Genomic DNA, 20115 nt, shown 5'->3' on the forward strand with positions numbered 1-20115 from the left:
TTTTTATAATCCTTCAGTAATAAAGTATCGTGAGCCCTTGTCAGCCTTGCTCAGATGCGTAAAAATAAAACGGCGCACATCATCGCTGATGGCGCCGTCTTTGGCATGGCTGGCATACGCTGGCCAGCGCTGTCCGGAGTGTCTTTTCTTCCTTCCTTTCCCTTAAAACGTATAGCTGCCGCGCAGGTAGTAAGCACGCCCGAGCGGGTCCGTGTAGCGCGGGTCGTAACCTTTCTGGAACAAGGTGCCCTGGTTCGAGAACGGTGGTTCCCTGTCGAACAGGTTTTTCACGCCGGCCGTCAGCAGCAAGCCTTTCCATGCATAGCTGCCCGACACGTTCAGCAGGCTGTAGGAGGGCACATCGTGGCGGAACTGCGGATCTACCTGGTTCTGATCCGTGTAGCCGGACTTGAACGATTGCGACACGGTGGCGCCCCAGTTGCCCATGCGCCAGTTCAGGGCTGCCGTATGTTTCCAGCGGAACACAGGATTGTTGTCCGCATAGCGGCCCACATTGGCAATGAATTCGCCAGCGCGTTCGTTCTGGTAGTCATACTTGTGGGTCCACGTGCCATCGACCGACACGCTGAAATCGCCGTAGGCGCCCCGGCCCAGGCGTGCATTCAGGCTGACGTCGATACCGTCGGTTTTCACTTCACCGAGGTTGTCGTTCAAGTCCAGGATGGCGTAGGGCGAACCATCGGGATTGCGCAGGAACAGGGCCTTGTATTTTTCGTAGTTGCCGTAGATCGATTGTTCGGGCAAGGATGAAATCTTGTCCTTCAGATGGATGTTCCAGTAATCGATGGCGACGGTGACTTCCTTGACTGGTTCGAGCACGAAGCCGAAGGCGAAGGTGGTGGATTTTTCCGGTTTCAGCTTTTCATTGCCGCCTTGCAGCTTGAATTGCTGCAAGTCGCAATCGCGCAGGGGATTGGCGCCCGGCTGCGGCACCCCACCGGGGCAGAGGATGGGATCGTCGTAGGAATCGTTGGTATCGTTCTTCGACGGCGGCGCATTCTTTTCAAACAAGGTGGGAGCGCGGAAGCCCGTGCTGGCCGAGCCGCGCAGTACCAGCGCGTTGCTGGCCTGGTAGCGCAGGGCCAGTTTCGGATTGGTGGTGCTGCCCACGTCGCTGTAATGGTCGAAGCGGGCGGCCAGTTGTACTTCCAGGTCCTTGATCAACGGCAAGTTGACTTCGCCGAAGACCGCCTGGATGGTGCGCGAGCCGCTCTTCGACAGCGAACCGGACAAGCCGGAACTGGTGGCCTGGCTGGCGATATCGCGGTTGACATTGAAGTCGGCTTTTTCACGCCGCAGTTCACCGCCGAGAGCGATCGCCAGCGGGCCGCCGGCCAGTTGCATCAGTTCGCGGCTGCCCTTGATGTCGAAGCCAGTGGTGGTGACCTTGGCACTTTGTACCTCGCCGCGCAGGGCGGTGCTGTCCAGGTAAGCCTTGCCGGCCGTGTCCTGCGTGCCAAAGGGATTCAGGATACCGTTCAGCACGCCGGCCGCAAACGAGGCATCCTGCACATAGCCGCCTGTAAATTTCTCGGACGACTTGCTGATGGCGTGGCTCAGGCCCGTCTTGTAGTCCCAGCCAGCCAGCTCGCCTTCGACTGCCAGCACCAGGCGATCCGCCTTGCCGTTCGAATCGATCTGCCGCTGTCCCGCTTCCACGGGGCGCCAGTTGACGCTCAGCGGCTGCCCGGACAAGCCCGGCTGTGCCGGCACGCCGCCCGCATTGCCCGGATAGTATTTGCTGGTATTGGGCAGTATCAAGCCTATTTGCGGCGGCGGCGCCGTGCGTGCTTTTACCTTGTTTTCCGCATGCAGATATTCCACCGTGGCCAGGTGGTCGCCGCCCAGCTTGAAGGCGCCCTTGCCGAAGAAGGCCACCTGTTCCTGCGCCGGCAGGTCGTCGATCTGCCGCGTGTAGTCCTGGCGGCAGGTGCCATTGGTCGCCGCCACGGACAGGGGCGGCTTGCAGCCCGTGGCCGCATACGGATTGCCGGCCAGGCCCTTGCCGCGATTGGCCGCCGCATCGAAGTAGTTGCCGGGGAAGGTCGTGCCGCTGGTGAGCGACAGGCCGCGCTCGGGAATGATGCCGGTTTTGGAAAAATCGCGGTCCTGTGACGTGAGCACATTCTGCTTGTGGTAGTCGACCACGCCGAAAATATTGTAGCCGTCGGTATCGAGCTTGCCGAAGCCCGTCGACAGGTTGATGCGGTGCTCGCCGCCGCCCTTGTGTTCGGGCTCGACTACCTCGGCGGTGATGTTCGTGGCATTCACCGAGCGCTTTGTGATGAAGTTGATGACGCCCCCGATGGCGTCCGTGCCGTAGATAGCCGAGGCGCCGTCGCGCAGCACTTCGACGCGCTCCAGGGCGGCGATGGGAATGATGTTCAGGTCGACGCTGGCGCCGTCATACGGATGGTTGGCGATGCGCCGGCCGTTGAGCAGCACAAGGGTCTTGTCGCCGCCGAGGCCGCGCAAGTCGGCGCTGGCCTGGCCGCCCGTGGGCAAGCCGCTGGTGTTGCCGCCGACGGCATTGCCGCTGCCCATGCTGGAGGAATTCGAGGGTATCTTGCTGAGGACTTCCTGGGCCGTGGTCAGGCCCTGCTTGGCAAAGTCTTCGGCCTTGAAGATGGAGAGAGGGTTGGCTGTTTCCGAGACGAGCCGCTTGATGGAAGATCCGGTGACTTCGACGCGCTGCATGGCGGGCGTGCCGGCTGCGTCGGTTTCCTGCGCCGTTGCCGCATGGCCATACGCGCCGAGCAAGGCTGCGCACAGCAGGCGCAAGGTAGGGGAGGAACTGCGGATTTGCGTCATCTGATACTCCTGGGGCATGGTCATGGGCCAAGTGGCCTGCAAGGGAGTTTTACAGGTGCGCAGCAGGTAAGGTTTGCGCTGGCGCAATAGATATGTGGATGAGTGAGCTGTCGCGACAGTCGCAGATGGAAAAAAGGCGGTGATTGCTCACCGCCTTGCGTTCGAATATGGCTGTCAGCTTAGAAGAACTTGTAGCTGGCGCCCAGTTTGAAGTAGCGGCCGATGGCGCCGCTGGCATCCATCGGGTTGTAGCTCATGCCGCCGTAGGTCAGCGGGTCGAGCGGCGCGATCTTGTCGGTCACGTTGTTAATCGAGGCAAATAGTTGCAGCTGTTTGTTGACGTTCCAACGGCTTGACAGGTCAAGCGTGGTGAACGAGGCGATCTTGCAACCGTTCGGCGCCGGCGTACCATTGGCCAGCTTGGAGGCGCAAGGCTTGCCTTCAAACAGGATGTTCTTCATGTCTGAACGGTAGTTCAGCACGCCACTGACGTTCCAGTTGCCCATGTCCCACGAGCCGGTGAGATTGATCTTGTCCTTTGGCGTGCCTGCGCAGTTGGAGGTATCGCAATTGCCATGCGTGCCGGCGAACTGGTAGTGCACAGTGGATGACTCGGCCCGCACCCACGAGGCGATGTGTGTCCAGGTCAGGCCAAACGTGGCGCGGCCGTAGTCGCCCAGGCGCACGCGCTGCTTGACGTCCAGGTCGATACCCTTGATTTCCGTAAAGCTGGAGTTGCGGTACGGCGCCTTGGTGATCAGCAAGGTGCCCGTGTTCGGCGTGACGACGCCGTTGATGGTCAGGTTGTTGTCGGCGCGGATGGCGGTCGGCAGGGCAGCCGCTTCATTGTACGGCAGCGGATTGATCTCGTTTTCACGCTTGATCTTCCAGCCGTCCAGCGACAGGCTGGTATCGTTGAATGGATCCCACACCAGGCCCAGGGTGTAGCCCTTGGACTTTTCCGGCTTCAGGCTAGGGTCACCGATTTTGACGGCGGCCACTTGCAGCTCGCAGTCGCTGGCGTTGGCGCCCGGCAAACGGGTCCCGCCCGGGCAGCGCACGGGGTCGCTGACCGTCGAGGTGCCCGTCGATTGCGAATTGGCATTGCTTTCCGCAGGTCCCGGTGCGCGGAAGCCTTCCGAATACGTACCGCGTACGGCGAAGGTTTTCAGCGGCGTCCACTTGGCGCCAAGTTTCGGCGTGGTCGACGAGAAACGGTCGTATTTGTCGTAACGCAAGGCGCCCGACAGTTCCACCGTCTTGATGACGGGCGCCAGCACTTCGAGGAATACGGCCGAGACTTTGCTGTCGCCCTTGGCCGCGACATAACTGGAGTTGATGGAACCGTTTTCCGTGCCCGACAGCGATGGATTGTCGAGCTTGTCGCGGCGGTGTTCCGCACCCACGGCCAGGCCCAGGGCACCGCCCGGCAATTGCATCAGCTCGCGCGACGCTTTGAAGTCGATGATGTCGAGCTTGGTCGTGGAGTCAGAGGTGGCGTTCGTTACCATGGCGGCGTACAGCGAGGCCGGATTCTTGCCCGCCTGCGCGCCGATATAGTAGGGGAAATACTGGCTGTTCGGATTACCCAGGGCATCCTTGACGACGGCCATGTTGAGCATGTTGCTGTAATCGAGGTGCAGCTTCGATTCCGAATGCGTATAGCCGGCATCGTAGTCCCAGCCCATGGCATTGCCCTTGACGCCGAGCACGATGCGGTTGAATTCATTGTTGGCTTGGCGCGTGCTGGCGCCCACGTCGAAGGCCTGGTAGCGCACGCGCACCGGCACGCCATACGGATTTTGCGGGTGGTTGGCGGCCAGCATGATGGTGGTGCCGGCACCGGAGCCATAGTTGATGACACCAGTCGGGCTGCCGGCGCTGGGCGGGAAGGCGATGGTCGGCGTGATCGACGGCGGTATCAGGGTGAATGCCGTATCACGCTTCGAATAGCCGGCTTCGGCGTACACCTGGGTATCTGCATTGACTTGCCAGGTGCCACGCGTGTACAGGTTGATCGATTCGATCTTCGGCTGCATGGAGCGGAACTGGTCGTGGTGCCACAGGCAGCCGCCCTTCGGATCTTGTGGCGAGGAAACGGACAAGTTGGCGCAGCCGGGCAGGGCTACGTAATTGTTGGTGACTGGATCGCGGATCAGGCCCACGGGCGATGCATTCGCGTCGTTGTTGCCATTGATGTAGCCGCCGGCGAACTGGGTGTTGATCGCGTAGCCGTATGGACGCAGGTCGGCCTTGCCGATCCATTTGCGTCCCGCACGCTCATTGTTCATCAGCATGTCTGATTTGGTGTATTCGGCATTGACGACGACGTTGAATTTATCCGTGTCCAGGTTGCCCTTGCCGAAGGTCAGCGAGGCGCGGTGCTGCTTGGCGTCGCTGTCGCCGGAGATGCCGGTGTCGCCTTTCAGGGTCAGGCCTTCGAAATCCTTGCGCAGGATGATGTTGACTACGCCAGCAATGGCATCTGCGCCATACGTGGAAGAAGCACCATCCTTGAGGATTTCGATGCGTTCGACGATCTGCATCGGCACGGTGGAGAGGTCGGTGAAGCTTTTCTGCCCGTCGTCGGCACGCGCGAATGGCGCCATGCGGCGGCCATTGAGCAAGACCAGGGTCGAGGTGGCGCCCAGGCCGCGGAGCGATATGGCAGTGGAACCGGCGGCAAAGCCGTTGCCGAAGCCCGTCGGCAGGGAGCCGGCGCCATCAGCGGTCAGGGTTTGCAGGTATTCGGCGACGGTAGCCTTGCCGGACTTCATCAAATCGTCGCGGGTGATCACTTGCACCGGCGACGCTGTTTCTGCCGAGGCCCGTTTGATACTCGAACCTGTAATCTCCACACGTTGGACATTGGCATCTTGTGCCATTGCCGGCGCAGCCATCATGCCAAGGCTGACCGCTGCTACGCTACCCGAAAAAATCAGGCGTACGGAGCGGGACATCACTGTTTCCATCATCATTCTCAAAACTCCGAAAGTAAGTTCGGCTGGCCGGTTTGCGACACAACCTCGCTAGGCTAAAAAAGATTGCTGCGTCGGCAATCACTGTGGGTAAAACGGCATACTGTGCGTTGCCGTGACTGATAAGACCATTTGCCGAGAAACCTTGTCAACGCGCAAATGTGACATTTCGTGATGGAAACAACAGTGTTTTTTGTAATTTCAGGATGTTTCAGTATTGGCAATTATCTTAATGTTGCACTGCGCTATGCGTTTTACACGTGCTGCTAAAAAGTGCGTTCATTCACGGACCTACGGGTTTCTACCAATGCACTTTTGCACGGCATCGTCCAGCCGATGTTGCGGTGCGGAATATTCCTCCCCTGGCGCGGGTGGTTGTTGCCGCGTACGCCAGAAGTCCTGCAGCTTTTCGCCGGGCGAGCAAAATATGCGTTATCGTTACGCGTTTTCCAGCTCGTCAAACCATCGGCGAGGCTGGCGGTTAACAAGGCATAGATCTTGCGAGGATGGACTGGTTTTGGCGGTGGAATCCTGTATCCCAGGGGGAAACCAGTACAAGCGCACCAATACGGTGCGACAGATAATCGAGATGAAGGGTATTACATGAAGTCACCATGGATGCGGCGCATGGCGCTGCTCGCCTGCCTGGCCGCCCTGCCGCTGGCAACCGTTGCCGCGGATGCCGCCCCTGCGGCCGCGCCGGTCAAAACTCTGCGCTATATCTTGCCGGCCGCCGAGACCGGTTTTGATCCGGCCACATCGCGCGACCTGTATTCGAATCACATCACGCAGGCCGTCTTCGACACCCTGTACACCTATGATTACCTGGCGCGCCCCGTGAAGGTGGTGCCCGGCGCGGCGGCGGCCATGCCGGAAGTGTCGGCCGACGGCAAGACGTATACCATCCGCCTGAAGAAGGGCATCCTGTTCACGCCCGACGCCGCGTTTGGCGGCAAGCGCCGCGAGCTGACCATGGCCGATTATGTGTATTCGTGGAAGCGATTGTTCGATCCGCGCCTGGCCTCGCCACACACCTGGCTGTTAGAGGGCAAGGTGGTCGGCCTCGATGACTTGGCAAAGGACGCGGCCAAGTCGAACAAGTTTGACTACAGCAAGAAAGTGGCCGGCCTGGAAATCCTCGACCCGTACACCTTGCGCATCACGCTGACCAAGACCGATTTCAACTTTCCCATGATCCTTGCCTACGTGCCGACGGCGGCCGTGGCGCGCGAAGTGGTGGACAAGTACGGCGACGTGAAGGGCGAAGTGGGTTCGAATCCCGTCGGCACCGGCTACTACACCTTGGGTGAATGGACGCGCGGCAACCGCATCGTTCTCAACCGCAACCCGCAGCATTTGCCGGAAACGTGGAATTTCATGGCCGGCGACGATCCCGATGACCAGCGCATCGTGCGCCAGATGCAGGGCAAGCGCATTCCCGCCATCGACCGCATCGAAATCACGGTGATGATCGAAGACCAGTCGCGCTGGCTGTCCTTCCAGAGCGGTGGCACGGACGTGTTCTGGCTCGACGGCCCGCTGGCGCCGAAGGCATTGTTGAACGGCAAGCTGCGCCCCGAGCTGGCGGAAAAGGGCGTGCAACTGTCGCGCCTGCTGGACCCGGAAATCAGCTATTACTACTGGAACATGGAAGATCCCACCCTGGGCGGCTTCAGCAAGGAAAAGATCGCCCTGCGCCGCGCGATTGCCATGGCACACAATATCGATGAAGAAATCCGCATCATCTGGAATGGCCAGGCCAAGCGCCTCGACTATCCGATACCGCCGGGTGTCGTCGGCTACGATCCTCACTACAAGAGCCTGCTGCAATACGATCCCGTGCTGGCCAATAAACTGCTGGATAAATTCGGCTACAAGAAGGGCGCCGATGGCTGGCGTACCCTGCCCGACGGCAAGCCGCTCTTGATACGCTACGCCTCGCGCAACGAAGCCAATGGCGTGCTGCAGGCGGAAATGTGGCGCAAGACGTATAACTCGCTGGGCATCCGCATGGAAAACGATCGCATGATCTTTTCCGATATTTTGAAGACGGAAAAGCAGTGCAAGATGCAGACGCGCACGGCGCCATGGCTGGCCGACTATCCGGACGGCGACAATTTCATGCAACTGTTCTATGGCCCGAACACGCACCAGAACAACAATGGCTGCTACCAGGACCCGGAATACGATAAATGGTACGTGGCCAGCCAGGCCATGCCGGCCAGCCCCGAACGCGATGAGCTGTTCCACAAGATGGCGCGCCGCCTGGAAGTCAATGCGGGTGCCTTGATCGGCTATGCGCGCTACCGCAACATGCTGGCGCAAAAGTCGGTGCTGGGCTACAAGAAGCACCCGATCTTGTTCCAGGAATGGGCTTACATGGATATCGATAGCGATGGTACGCCTGTGGCCAAGCCAGCCTCGGCTGCTACCAAATAAGCGTAGCTTATAAAAACAAGGAATCATTATGTTCGCTTATATCCTGCGCCGCTTGTGGCAGATGCTGCCTACCATGCTGGGCGTCGTCCTGCTGGTCTTCATCCTGTTCAACTGGGTGGGCGGCGATCCCGCCTACATTTTGGCCGGCAAGATGTCGAGTGCGGAAAGCATCGCCAACATCCGCCGTCAGCTCGGTGTCGACCAGCCGTATTACGTGCAGCTGTGGATTTTCATCAAGCAGATCGTCACCTTCGACTTCGGCCAGAGCTGGGCCACGGGGGAGTCCGTGTCGCACATCATCACCTCGCGCCTGGGACCGTCGATGATGGTGCTGATCCCGCTGACGGTGCTGGAAACGTTCTTTGGCGTGGCGCTGGCGCTGGCCATCGCCTTCGTGCGCGGTTCGTTGACGGACCGCGCCGTCATGATCGCCTGCACGGTGGGCATGTCGATTTCCATCCTCGTCTACATCATCGTCTTCCAGTACGGCTTTGCCTACAAGCTCGGCCTGTTCCCCGTGCAAGGGTGGGGCGACAGCTTCTGGGAAAACCTGCTGCGTTATTCAACCTTGCCAATTTTGATCGGGCTGGCCGTGTCCATCGCCCCGACCCTGCGTTTGTTCCGTACCTTCGTGCTGGACGAGGCCAACCAGGATTACGTGCGCACGGCGCGGGCCAAGGGCTTGAAGGAAGGCCGCATCATGTGGGTGCACGTGCTGCGCAATGCCGGCATTCCCATCATTACTTATGTGATGTCGAACTTGCCGGCCCTGCTGATCGGTGCCTTCCTGCTGGAACGCTTCTTCGGCATCCCCGGCATCGGGCGTGAAGTGATTCTGGCGGTCGAGCGCAGCGACTTTCCGGTGATCAAGGCGATCACTGTGTATGTCGCCGCCGCCACCATGCTCTTCAACCTGCTCACCGACCTGCTGTACCAGGCGGTCGATCCTCGCGTACAACTGAAGTAGAAAGAGACGATGTCGAAACCTCATACATCGCCCGGCCTGTGGGCCCTGGCGTGGCGCCGTTTGCGCGGCGACAAGATTGCAATGGTATCGCTGGCCGTGGTCGGCGCGTTTTTCCTGCTGGTGCTGGCGTCCGCCAGCGGCCTGCTAGCCTCGAACTGGGAAGATGAAGTGGCCGTCAGCTATGCGCCGCCCACGTTTGTGGGGGCCGACAAGGACGCCGCCGGTGATGGCGCCATTCCCTTGCCGGACGAGCGCGGCGCACCGACGCCCGTCAATGTGCTCGACCCGCTGGCCGACGATATCGCCGAACTGCGCGCCCAGATGGGTAGCAATCCATCGGCTGGCGTGGAAATGTACGGCGTCACGGACCCGCTGGCCGACGACTTGACGGCCTTGCGCGCCGGCATGGGCAAGACGAAGAAGTTGATCGCGCACAAGGCGGCAACCTTGCCGTTCGGCGCCGACAAATGGGGCCACGACATTCTGCAGAAAACCATCAAGGGCGGTGAAACGTCGATCGTGGTGGGCCTGGTGGCAGCCCTGCTGGCCGTCGTGCTGGGCACCTTGTTTGGCGCAGTGTCCGGCTACTTCGGCGGCATCGTCGATGACTTCTTCAACTGGTTTTACAGCATTTTCACGTCGATTCCTTCCATCCTGATGATTTTGACGGTGGCGGCCGTGCTGCAGCAAAAGGGCGTGCTGACCATCGTACTGATCCTGGGCTTGACGGGCTGGACGGGGCCATATCGCTTGATTCGCGCCGAATACATCAAGCACAAGGCGCGCGAATACGTGATGGCGGCCGACGCCATCGGCGCATCGCACTGGCGCAAGATGTTTTCGCACATCTTCCCGAACGTGAGTCACGTTGCCTTGGTGCAAATGTCCATCCTCGTGGTGGGCTTCATCAAGGCCGAAGTGATTTTGAGTTTCCTCGGCTTTGGCGTGCCGGTGGGGACTGTCTCGTGGGGCAGCATGCTCAACGAGGCGCAAAATGAACTGATCCTGGGCAAATGGTGGCAGCTGACCGCCGCCGCCACGGCGATGGCCGTGCTGGTGACGGCGTTCTCGCTGTTTACCGATGCCTTGCGCGATGCGCTCGACCCCAAAGTGAAATAGGAGTTGCTCATGGACCAGAATAACCTGTTGGAAGTGCGCGACTTGCGCGTCACTTTCCGCCTGGACAAGAAGACCACGTTCGAAGCCGTCAAGGGCATTTCATTCAACGTGCCGCGCAACAGTACCGTCGCCCTGGTGGGCGAATCGGGCAGCGGCAAGTCCGTCAGTTCGTTGGCCGTGATGGGATTGTTGCCGCCGGATAACACCATCATCGATCCTGCTTCCAGCATCCATTTCGGCGGGCGCGATTTGCTCAAATTGTCGATCGCCGAGCGGCGCACCATGTGCGGCAAGGATATCTCGATGATTTTCCAGGAGCCGATGTCGTCTTTGAACCCCGTGTTTACGGTGGGTTTCCAGATTGCCGAAGTGTTACGCCAGCACATGGGCATGAACCGCAAGCAGGCGCGGGCGCGCACGCTGGCGCTGCTCGAAGAAGTGGGTATTCCCGATCCCGCCACCAAGATCGACGCCTACCCGAGCCAGATGTCGGGCGGCCAGCAGCAGCGCGTGATGATCGCCATGGCGATCGCTTGCGAACCGAAACTCTTGATCGCCGACGAGCCGACGACGGCGCTGGACGTGACGATCCAGAAGCAGATCATGGACTTGATCGCGGCGCTGCAAAAGAAGCATCAAATGTCCGTGCTCTTCATTACCCACGACCTGGGCCTGGTGGGAGAAATCGCCGACCAGGTGATCGTCATGCGCCACGGCGAAGTACGCGAGACGGGCGAGGTGCGGCAAGTGTTCGAGGCGCCGGCCGACGCTTATACCAAGGCCCTGCTGCATTGCCGCCCGTCCTTGGACCAGCGTCCATGGCGCTTGCCCGTCATTGCCGATTTTATGGAAGGCAAGGCCGGTCCCGGCATCGAAATGAAGCAGCGCACGCGCGGTTATACGCCGGGCGACGAGCCGGTGCTGGTGGTGAATAATCTCAGTAAAAGCTTTTACACGCGCGAGGGCCTGTTCGGCAAGCGCGAGTTCCAGGCCGTCAAGGATGTGTCATTCACTTTACCGCGCGGCAAGACGCTGGGCGTGGTGGGCGAGTCCGGTTCCGGCAAGACGACGGTGGGCTTGACCCTGCTGCGCCTGCACCAGGCGACGGGCGGCACGGCCATGTTCCACGGCAAGGATCTGATTGCCATGCCGAACAAGGAGTATCTGCCGTACAAGCGCCGCATCCAGATCATCTTCCAGAATCCCTACGCTTCCCTGAATCCACGCTACACGGTGGGGCAGATCTTGCTCGAACCGATGCGTATCCACAAGATAGGCGCGAACGACCAGGAACGCATCGCCAAGGCCTACTGGCTGCTCGATAAAGTCGGCTTGCCGGAGCAGGCCTTCCACCGCTATCCGCACGAGTTCTCGGGCGGCCAACGCCAGCGCATCGCCATTGCCCGCTGCCTGACCATGCAGCCGGAAATTCTGGTGTGCGACGAATCCGTGTCGGCGCTGGACGTGTCGGTGCAGGCGCAGGTATTGAACTTGCTGCAGGATTTGCAGGATGAATTCGGCTTGTCCTATATCTTCATCTCGCACGATTTGTCCGTGGTGAAATACATCGCCGACCAGGTGATGGTGATGCACAAGGGGCAAGTGGTGGAACTGGCCGATTCGGATGAGCTGTACCGCAACCCTGTGCATCCGTACACGCGTACCTTGTTGAGTGCCATACCCAAGGGCGTGCAAATCTAAACACGCTTTTACGGTAAGATAGCGGCCATGCCCAACCTCATTTACCTGCTCGAACATTACGGTGTCCTGATTGTCTTTGGCATCGTGCTGGTGGAGCAGCTCGGCCTGCCGATTCCCGCCTTCCCCATCCTCGTGGTGGCGGGGGCGCTGGCCGTCGATGGCGACATGAATGGGGCGCTGGTGCTGGCCGCTGCGCTGGGCGCTTGCCTGATCAGTGACTTCACGTGGTTCCGCGCGGGCCGCCATTTCGGCAAGCGCATCCTGCGGCTGCTGTGCCGCATCTCGCTGTCGCCCGATTACTGCGTCAGCCAGACGGAAGACAAGTTCAAGCGCTGGGGGCCGAAAGCCCTGATCGTTTCCAAGTTCGTGCCGGGTTTCAATACCGTGGCTGCGCCCATGTCGGGCGCGCTGGGCACGCCGCCCCGCCTGTTTTTCCTGTACGCGGGCCTGGGCGCCTTGCTGTGGAGCGGCACGGGCATCGTCGTCGGCGTGATCTTCCACGCCAGCGTGCAACAGGTGCTCGACTTGCTCAGCACCATGGGCAGCACGGCCTTGCTGATGCTGGCCACTTTGCTGGGCTTGTTCCTGCTGTACAAATTCCTCGAGCGCCGGCGTTTCCGCCAAGCCTTGCAGATCGAGCGCATCGGCATCGATGAATTGCTCGCACTCATAGAGCAGGGCGAGGAACCGTTGATGGTCGACGCCCGCAGCGCCACGGCGCAGGCGCTGGAGCCTGCCGTGCCGGGCGCCTTGTTTTTCAATGGCAAGGAACCCGTGCCGGCCATGATCGCCATGGACAAGGACCGCCACATCATCGTGTATTGCAGCTGTCCCAACGACGTGACGGCTGCGCAAGTGGCCAAGTTGCTGCACCAGCACGGCTTTCACCGCGCCAAGCCCCTGCATGGCGGCCTCGATGCGTGGAATGCCGCCTATCGCTCGGACCAGCCGGCGCCCGCCAGCTTGCTGGGCGAAGGCTTGCCGTCCTGATCCACGCTGCCTGCCGCACGCCAGCTTGGCAGTAAAGCTGGTGGTAAAAACCGGTAGTAATAATACGAAAACACCATCGCCGGGTTGCCTGGATGATAGCGCCACACCCGTGCCGCCGCACACCAGGCAGCTTTGCGCAAACTCCGGCATACTGTGCTTTCCAGCTAATTCCTGCTGCTGTGCAACATGATTTTCGTGTGTCTGACGAGTGCAAGTACTTACTATGAATCTTTGTTTGTGAGTAACGTTGGCTGCGCCTGTTGCATTTGGAGTGGAACTACCAATAAAGGCTAGATTTGATGTACTTAAACTACAAACTTTGCTTGCCTCCGGGCGCATTCATCCTTTAAGCTTGGCGTCCCATGCGTCCCACTTCATCATTTAAAATCATGAGCGCTTCGTCTTCTCCCGTACTGCCGACTTCCGCCTTCTCCGATGGACCGCGCCTGTTGGCCGATGTGGGCGGCACCAATGCCCGTTTCGCCCTGGAAGTGGCCACCGGCCACATCACCCTGGTGGAAGTGTTGCCTTGTGCCGATTACCCTAGCCTGTCTGCCGCCCTGCAAGCCTACCTGGCACTGCCGCACATCGCTGCCGCCGGCGGACAAGCCGTGCGCCATGCCATGATCGCCATCGCCAACCCGGTCGACGGCGATTTCCTCAGCATGACGAACCACCACTGGTCATTCTCGATCCGCGCCATGCGCGAAGAGTGCGGTTTCACGACCCTGGACGTGGTCAACGATTTCACGGCCCTGGCCCGCGCCTTGCCGCAGCTGTCGAGCGAGCAAAAGCACCAGGTTGGGGCGGGCACGGCCCGTCCCAACACGGCCATCGGCCTGATCGGCGCCGGCACGGGCCTCGGCGTGTCGGGCCTGATTCCGTCGCATGGCGGCTGGATCGCCCTGCAAAGCGAAGGCGGCCACGTCAGCTTTGCGCCGTTCAATGAAGTGGAAGTGAGCATTTTGCAATTTGCCTGGCGCGAATACGAGCACGTCTCGGCCGAGCGCCTGATTTCCGGCGATGGCCTGGAACTGATCTACCGCGCCCTGGCCGACCGCGCGGGCGTGCCGGCGGAAGCCTTGCCGGCGGCGGAAATCACGCGCCGCGCCCTGGCCGGCGAATCCCAACTGTGCGACGACGTCATCGAAGCGTTCTGCTGCATGCTGGGCACGGTGGCGGGCAACGTCGCCGTCACTTTGGGCGCGCTTGGCGGCATTTATATCGGCGGCGGCATCGTGCCACGCCTGGGCGAGCGTTTCGACCGCTCCGGCTTCCGCGCCCGCTTCGAGCGCAAGGGGCGCTTTGCCAATTATGTCTCGCAAGTGCCGACCTTCGTCATCACGGCGCAGTACCCGGCGTTCCTGGGGGCATCGGCCATTCTCTCGGAGAAACTCGCCTCCCGGTGATGCAGGTGGCTGGGGATGTGTCGTGTCGAGGCCGGGTAAAACGCGTGTTTTACCCGGTTTTGCGCTTTTCCGCTTTTTATCAGGTACAATTGGCATCGTTGGATGAAACGACGACTGTCGCTCTCCTGTCTGGCTGTGTTGTCGCCACGGGAAAAGCAGCTGCTCCGAAGTGCGTTTCATTGCTGGTTATTTAAGGCCAGCACCATGGATGGCAGGACTTTCACTGCATCCGCTTTAATCCCGCTTTGCGCGCATCGGCCAAGGCGTCGGAAAAACAGCCTCAACTTGTAACCCAGCACGGCGTCATCATCGATGTATGCCATCTGTTACGTTGAAATGAACGTTTTTGATTTCTTTCTCTGCATACGAATTGCAACACATATCCGCACAGAATTGCTATGAATACAATTGAGGCTAAAAAAGTCCTCGAAACCGCGTTGCTGTGCGCTCGTGAATCGCTGACGATCCACAGCTTGAAGAAGCTGTTCGTCGATGCGGACGAGAATGGTCGCGTGCGTGGTGTCGGCGTTGGTGCCGACACGATCAAGCAATTGCTGGAAGAATTGCGGCAAGAGTGGGAAGGGCGCGGTATCGAGATCGTCAGTCTGGCCTCGGGCTGGCGCTTTCAAAGCCGCCCGGAAATGAAGATGTATCTCGATCGCATGACGCCCGAGCGGCCGCCCAAGTATTCGCGGGCGACCCTGGAAACCTTGGCCATCATCGCCTACCGCCAGCCGGTAACGCGCGGCGATATCGAGGAAATTCGCGGCGTTGCCGTCAATTCGCAGACGATCAAGATGCTGGAAGACCGTGGCTGGGTTGATGCCATCGGCTACCGCGACGTGGTGGGACGGCCGGCCTTGCTGGCCACCACCAAGCAGTTTTTGGATGATCTGGGTTTGCATTCGCTGTCCCAGCTGCCGCCTTTGCAGCAAATCAGTGAAATGCAGGGCAATGGGCTCGAAGCCCTGGAAGCGGCCCTGCAGGAAAATTTTGACAAGGCAAGCAATGAGCTTGCCCCCCAGCTTGGTGCAGGTAGCAATACGGCTGTGACAGATGTAGATGTGACAGCAAGCCTTGATGCCGGCCCCGATGCTTCGCCCACGGACGAAGCCTACACTCACGACCCTGCGCCAGAACTAACGGTTGACGCTGCGCCAGGTCAGCACAGCCAAGAAACGAAGAATGAATAATCCGAACACACCCGAGACAGTAACCGCCAGCGACGAAGCCATCGTTGCCAAGCCCAAGCGCCGCACCAAGGCCCAGATCGAAGCTGATGCGGCCGCTGCCGTTGCAACTGCTGCAGCCGGCGACAGCGTCGCTGCCAAGCCGAAGCGCCGTACGAAAGCCGACGTGGCCGCCGATGCGCCTGTCGCTGACGCCGCCGTAGAAGCTGCGCCTGCCGTCAAGAAAACCCGCGCCAAGCCAGCGCTGAAGGCCGTGGCCGACGCCGCGGAAGCCGCTGCCGAGGCGGTTGCTGCCCCGGCGCCGCGTCCGCCGCGCGCCCGCGCCGCCGCCAAGGCCGCTGCCGCCGTCGCTGAAGCGGCGCCGGAAGCCGTGGCTGACAAGCCGGCCGAAGCTCGCACTACCCGTGGTCCGCGCCAGATGCGTGGCGTGCAGGCAGAACGCGCGCTGCGCCAGCCGCCGCGCGCCGAAGCGCCGCAGGCAGCCGAAGCCGTTGCTGCAGCGCCTGCCGCAGAGCAAGTAGCTGCGCCTGTCGCCGATGTGTTCGATGCCGAAGGCAACCTCGTTTCCGGCCCGCGTCTGCCGCGCGGTCCGCGCAACGACGTGCCGGGTGCTGGCAAGAATGCCGGCAAGAGCCGCAAAAAGGGCAAGGGCCGCCAGGCTGCGCCCGGTAAACTCAGCGACGCTGACGCCGTGTTCTCGTTTGTCACCTCCGACGCTTTCGACAGCGAAGAAGGCGGCACGGGCCGCGTGCAAAAGGTGGCCGTGCGCCGCGACCTGACGTCCGACGACGACGCACCGAAGCTGCACAAGGTGCTGGCTGAAGCCGGTCTCGGTTCGCGCCGCGACATGGAAGACCTGATTGTTTCGGGCCGCGTGTCCGTGAATGGCGAGCCGGCCCACATCGGCCAGCGCATCCTGCCGTCCGACCACGTGCGCATCAATGGCAAGTTGATACAGCGCCGTGTCAGCAAGAAGCCGCCACGCGTGCTGGTGTACCACAAGCCGGCCGGCGAAATCGTCAGCCACAACGATCCGGACGGCCGTCCATCCGTGTTCGACCGCTTGCCGACCATGAAAGCGGGCAAGTGGCTGGCCGTTGGTCGTCTCGACTTCAATACGGAAGGCTTGCTGCTGTTTACCACCTCCGGTGACCTGGCCAACCGCCTGATGCACCCGCGCTACGGCATCGACCGCGAGTACGCCGTGCGTACCCTGGGCGAGCTGGAAGAGGGCATGCGCCAGAAGCTGCTGGCCGGTGTCGAACTGGAAGACGGCCTGGCGCAGTTCTCGAAGATCGCCGATGGCGGCGGCGAAGGCATCAACAAGTGGTACCGCGTGGTGATCGGCGAAGGCCGTAACCGCGAAGTGCGCCGCATGTTCGAAGCCATCGGCCTGACCGTCTCGCGCCTGATCCGTACTCGCTACGGCGCCATGACCCTGCCGAGCGGCCTGAAACGCGGTCGCTGGGAAGAGATGGATGAAAACACCGTGCGCGACCTGCTGACCGCCTACGGCATCGAAAAGAAAATGCCGGCATCGGGTGACCCGCGTGCCGCTGGTGCCGCCAAGGGCCGCGAAGCGCGCAAGGCCAGCCGCGATGACGAGCCGAATGGCAACCGCATCGATGTGAGCAACCGCAACGCCGATCCTTTCCCTGTCGCGCCGCGCCGTGGCCAGCCGCAAGGCCAGTTTGCCCGTCCGCAAGGCCAGGGTCGCCCAGGCGGCGCGGGTCGTCCAGGCGAAGCGCGTGGTCCGGGCCGTGGCCAGCCGCAAGGTCCGTTCCAGGGTGGCCAGCCGCGCTCGTCGGCATCGTTCGAAGGCGCGCCGCAAGGCCAGGGTCGTCCGCCGCGCGCGGCCGGTCAGGGTCAGGGTCGTCCGGGTGGTGAAGGCCGCGCGCCGCAGCGCGGTCCGCGCCAGCCCGATCCGCTGCAAACGACCTTCGGCTTCGCTAACACGGGTCCGCGCCGCAATGCGGGCGGTGCCGGTGGTCAGGCGCGTTCCGGTGGCCAGCCGCGTGGCGGCATGGACCGTGGTGGCATGGATGGCATGCCGCGTCGTCGCAGCAAAGGTTAATCGGGAAGAGTTTCTTCTTGCGCGCCCGCCGAACTGCTGCGGGTGCGCGCTCTTGTAACTGTTGTAAGCCGGGCCGCTCCTCGTGTGCGGCATTGCGGCGAAGTTAATAAGAGGTTATAATCTGCAGCCTAATAAAAGTTCTCCGCAGGGTTGTTTGGTGGGGAGTGCTTTCATCTGGCTGGGGAAATACAAGAAGATGGGCAGATGCCCATTTTTTTTTTGTTGAACCGTTTGTAATGGCGCCAACAAGAGGCCATATATGACTTGCGCGTGTTTTTTTGCATGTTGTCGGCGCTCAGTGTGGCGCTGTCATGCCGAAAGCGGGCCTTATTTCTGGAGAATTTCTTGCAGCAGTTGGGATTAATTGAAAAGACAGTTACAGGTCTGGGCTATGAGCTCGTTGATGTCGAACGTGCCGAGCGCGGACTGCTGCGCGTCTTTATTGATTTCAGCGCCGCCGATGCCGCTGAAAAAGGTCCGATCACGGTCGAAGACTGTGCCACGGTGAGTCACCAGTTATCGCATGTGTTGACGGTAGAGAACGTTCCTTACGAGCGTCTCGAGATTTCTTCCCCGGGTCTGGATCGTCCGGTGCGCAAGCTGGAAGACTTTGTCCGTTTCGCAGGCCAGGAAATCATCGTCAAGCTGACTGTGGCGATGCCGGGTACGAACAACCGGAAATCGTTCCAGGGGCTCTTGCAAGAACCCGTGGGCGATAAATTGTCGTTGGAATTTGAAGGTAAGGATGGTCCGGCGATGTTGGAGTTTACGCTCGCGGATGTGGATAAGGCACGCTTGGTGCCGCAGGTGGTTTTTAAGGGACGCAAAGCATGAGCCGCGAAGTTTTATTATTGGTTGACGCGCTGGCGCGCGAAAAAAACGTCGATAAAGATGTCGTCTTCGGCGCCCTCGAATTCGCGTTGGCGCAAGCCACGAAGAAACGGTATGAGGGTGAGGTAGACATCCGCGTTTCTATCGACCGTGAATCGGGCGAATTCGAATCGTTCCGCCGCTGGCACGTTGTGCCCGATGAAGCGGGCCTGCAATTGCCGGATCAGGAGATCCTGCATTTCGAGGCAAAAGAACAGATTTCCGATATCGAAGTCGATGACCACATCGAAGAGCCGATCGAATCCGTTGAGTTCGGCCGCCGTTTCGCCCAGGATACCAAACAGGTCGTCCTGCAGCGCGTGCGTGACGCCGAGCGCGAACAGATCCTGGTCGATTTCCTGGAGCGCGGCGATTCGCTCGTCACCGGCACCATCAAGCGCATGGAACGTGGCGATGCCATCGTCGAATCGGGCAAGATCGAAGCGCGTCTGCCGCGCGACCAGATGATCCCGAAAGAGAATCTGCGCATCGGCGACCGTGTGCGTGCTTTCATCTTGCGTATCGACCGCAATATGCGCGGCCCGCAAGTGATCCTGTCGCGCACCGCGCCCGATTTCATCATGAAGCTGTTCGAACTGGAAGTGCCGGAAATCGAGCAAGGCATGCTGGAAATTAAATCCGCAGCCCGCGATGCCGGCGTGCGCGCCAAGATCGCCGTCTATACGGCCGACAAGCGCATCGACCCGATCGGTACTTGCGTCGGCATGCGCGGTTCGCGCGTGCAGGCCGTGACCGGCGAACTCGGTGGCGAACGTGTCGATATCGTGCTGTGGTCGGAAGATCCGGCGCAGTTCGTCATCGGCGCCCTGGCGCCGGCGAACGTCTCGTCGATCATGGTCGATGAAGAAAAACACGCGATGGATGTCGTCGTGGATGAAGAAAACCTGGCAATCGCGATCGGCCGTTCCGGCCAGAACGTGCGCCTGGCCTCGGACCTGACCGGCTGGAAGATCAACATCATGACGGCCGAAGAATCGGCTGACAAAGCTGCCCAGGAAACGGCTGCCGTGCGCATCCTGTTCATGGAAAAGCTCGATGTCGACCAGGAAGTGGCCGATATTCTGGTGGAAGAAGGTTTCGCCAGTCTGGAAGAAATCGCTTACGTGCCAATTTCCGAAATGCTGGAAATCGAATCGTTTGACGAAGATACCGTCAATGAACTCCGTACCCGTGCGCGTGATGCGCTCGTGACCGAAGCGATTGCTTCGGAAGAGGGTCTGGAAGGCATGGACGAGGCGTTGGTGGGTCTGGAAGGCATGGACCGCATCACCGCCGGCAAGCTGGGTCTGGCTGGTATCAAGACCGTTGAAGCATTTGCAGCACTGGCATACGACGAATTTGGCGCAATCCTGGCCTTGTCTGCGGACCGTGCGCGTGAACTGATTACAAGTGAATTTAAAGATGTGACCGACGATGAGATGAAGTTGGTTGACTCGAAATACGACGATCGTGCCAAGGCCTTACAAGCCAAGGCATGGAGTCTGGCCGAATCCGCAAAGGCTTAATTTGAGTATCTTTATCATCT

The 20115-nt window shown here is 60.5% G+C and carries 12 protein-coding genes; 10 read left to right on the forward strand and 2 right to left on the reverse strand.

Annotation, left to right across the window (positions count from 1 at the left end):
- Positions 1-162: 162 nt before the first annotated feature.
- Both K0F85_RS15945 and K0F85_RS15950 read right to left on the reverse strand, forming a co-directional pair.
- The gene (locus K0F85_RS15945) at positions 163-2832 is read right to left on the reverse strand and encodes a TonB-dependent receptor (RefSeq protein WP_219116959.1); all 2670 of its coding nucleotides are present in this window, start codon (positions 2830-2832) and stop codon (positions 163-165) included.
- A 179-nt stretch (positions 2833-3011) separates the two neighbouring features.
- Positions 3012-5810 (reverse strand): TonB-dependent receptor, encoded by a 2799-nt coding sequence (locus tag K0F85_RS15950; RefSeq protein ID WP_306985019.1) that lies wholly within the window; start codon positions 5808-5810, stop codon positions 3012-3014.
- A 603-nt stretch (positions 5811-6413) separates the two neighbouring features.
- On the opposite strand from K0F85_RS15950, the gene K0F85_RS15955 reads away from it, so the two are divergent.
- The 10 genes from K0F85_RS15955 (at position 6414) to nusA (ending at position 20095) form a co-directional block, all read left to right on the forward strand.
- Positions 6414-8249 (forward strand): ABC transporter substrate-binding protein, encoded by a 1836-nt coding sequence (locus K0F85_RS15955; protein WP_257572820.1) that lies wholly within the window; start codon positions 6414-6416, stop codon positions 8247-8249.
- Positions 8250-8277: 28 nt separating this feature from the next.
- A complete protein-coding gene (locus tag K0F85_RS15960; protein WP_034782513.1) occupies positions 8278-9216 on the forward strand; it encodes an ABC transporter permease in 939 nt (312 codons plus the stop codon).
- Between the two features lie 9 nt (positions 9217-9225).
- Entirely contained in the window at positions 9226-10335 is a 1110-nt protein-coding gene (locus K0F85_RS15965; RefSeq protein ID WP_219116961.1) for an ABC transporter permease, read from the forward strand.
- Positions 10336-10344: 9 nt separating this feature from the next.
- Positions 10345-12036 (forward strand): ABC transporter ATP-binding protein, encoded by a 1692-nt coding sequence (locus tag K0F85_RS15970; RefSeq protein WP_219116962.1) that lies wholly within the window; start codon positions 10345-10347, stop codon positions 12034-12036.
- Positions 12037-12063: 27 nt separating this feature from the next.
- Positions 12064-13026, forward strand: a complete 963-nt coding sequence (locus tag K0F85_RS15975; RefSeq protein ID WP_219116963.1) for a VTT domain-containing protein — start codon at positions 12064-12066, stop codon at positions 13024-13026.
- A gap of 389 nt (positions 13027-13415) precedes the next feature.
- On the forward strand, positions 13416-14435 hold the full coding sequence (locus K0F85_RS15980; RefSeq protein ID WP_219117055.1) for a glucokinase: 1020 nt from the start codon (positions 13416-13418) through the stop codon (positions 14433-14435).
- Positions 14436-14833: 398 nt separating this feature from the next.
- Positions 14834-15628, forward strand: a complete 795-nt coding sequence (gene scpB / locus K0F85_RS15985; protein ID WP_219116964.1) for an SMC-Scp complex subunit ScpB — start codon at positions 14834-14836, stop codon at positions 15626-15628.
- Positions 15621-17699: a 23S rRNA pseudouridine(2605) synthase RluB gene (rluB, locus tag K0F85_RS15990; RefSeq protein ID WP_219116965.1), complete on the forward strand. Its 2079-nt coding sequence runs from the start codon at positions 15621-15623 to the stop codon at positions 17697-17699. Before scpB ends, rluB begins: the two co-directional genes overlap by 8 nt.
- Positions 17700-18044: 345 nt before the next feature.
- Positions 18045-18533 (forward strand): ribosome maturation factor RimP, encoded by a 489-nt coding sequence (gene rimP, locus K0F85_RS15995; protein WP_219116966.1) that lies wholly within the window; start codon positions 18045-18047, stop codon positions 18531-18533.
- A complete protein-coding gene (nusA, locus tag K0F85_RS16000) occupies positions 18530-20095 on the forward strand; it encodes a transcription termination factor NusA (RefSeq protein WP_219116967.1) in 1566 nt (521 codons plus the stop codon). The genes rimP and nusA overlap by 4 nt, the downstream gene beginning before the upstream one ends.
- Positions 20096-20115: the final 20 nt, after the last annotated feature.

The organism is Janthinobacterium sp. UMAB-56, from assembly GCF_900095265.1.
In the GTDB taxonomy this organism is placed as follows: domain Bacteria; phylum Pseudomonadota; class Gammaproteobacteria; order Burkholderiales; family Burkholderiaceae_D; genus Janthinobacterium.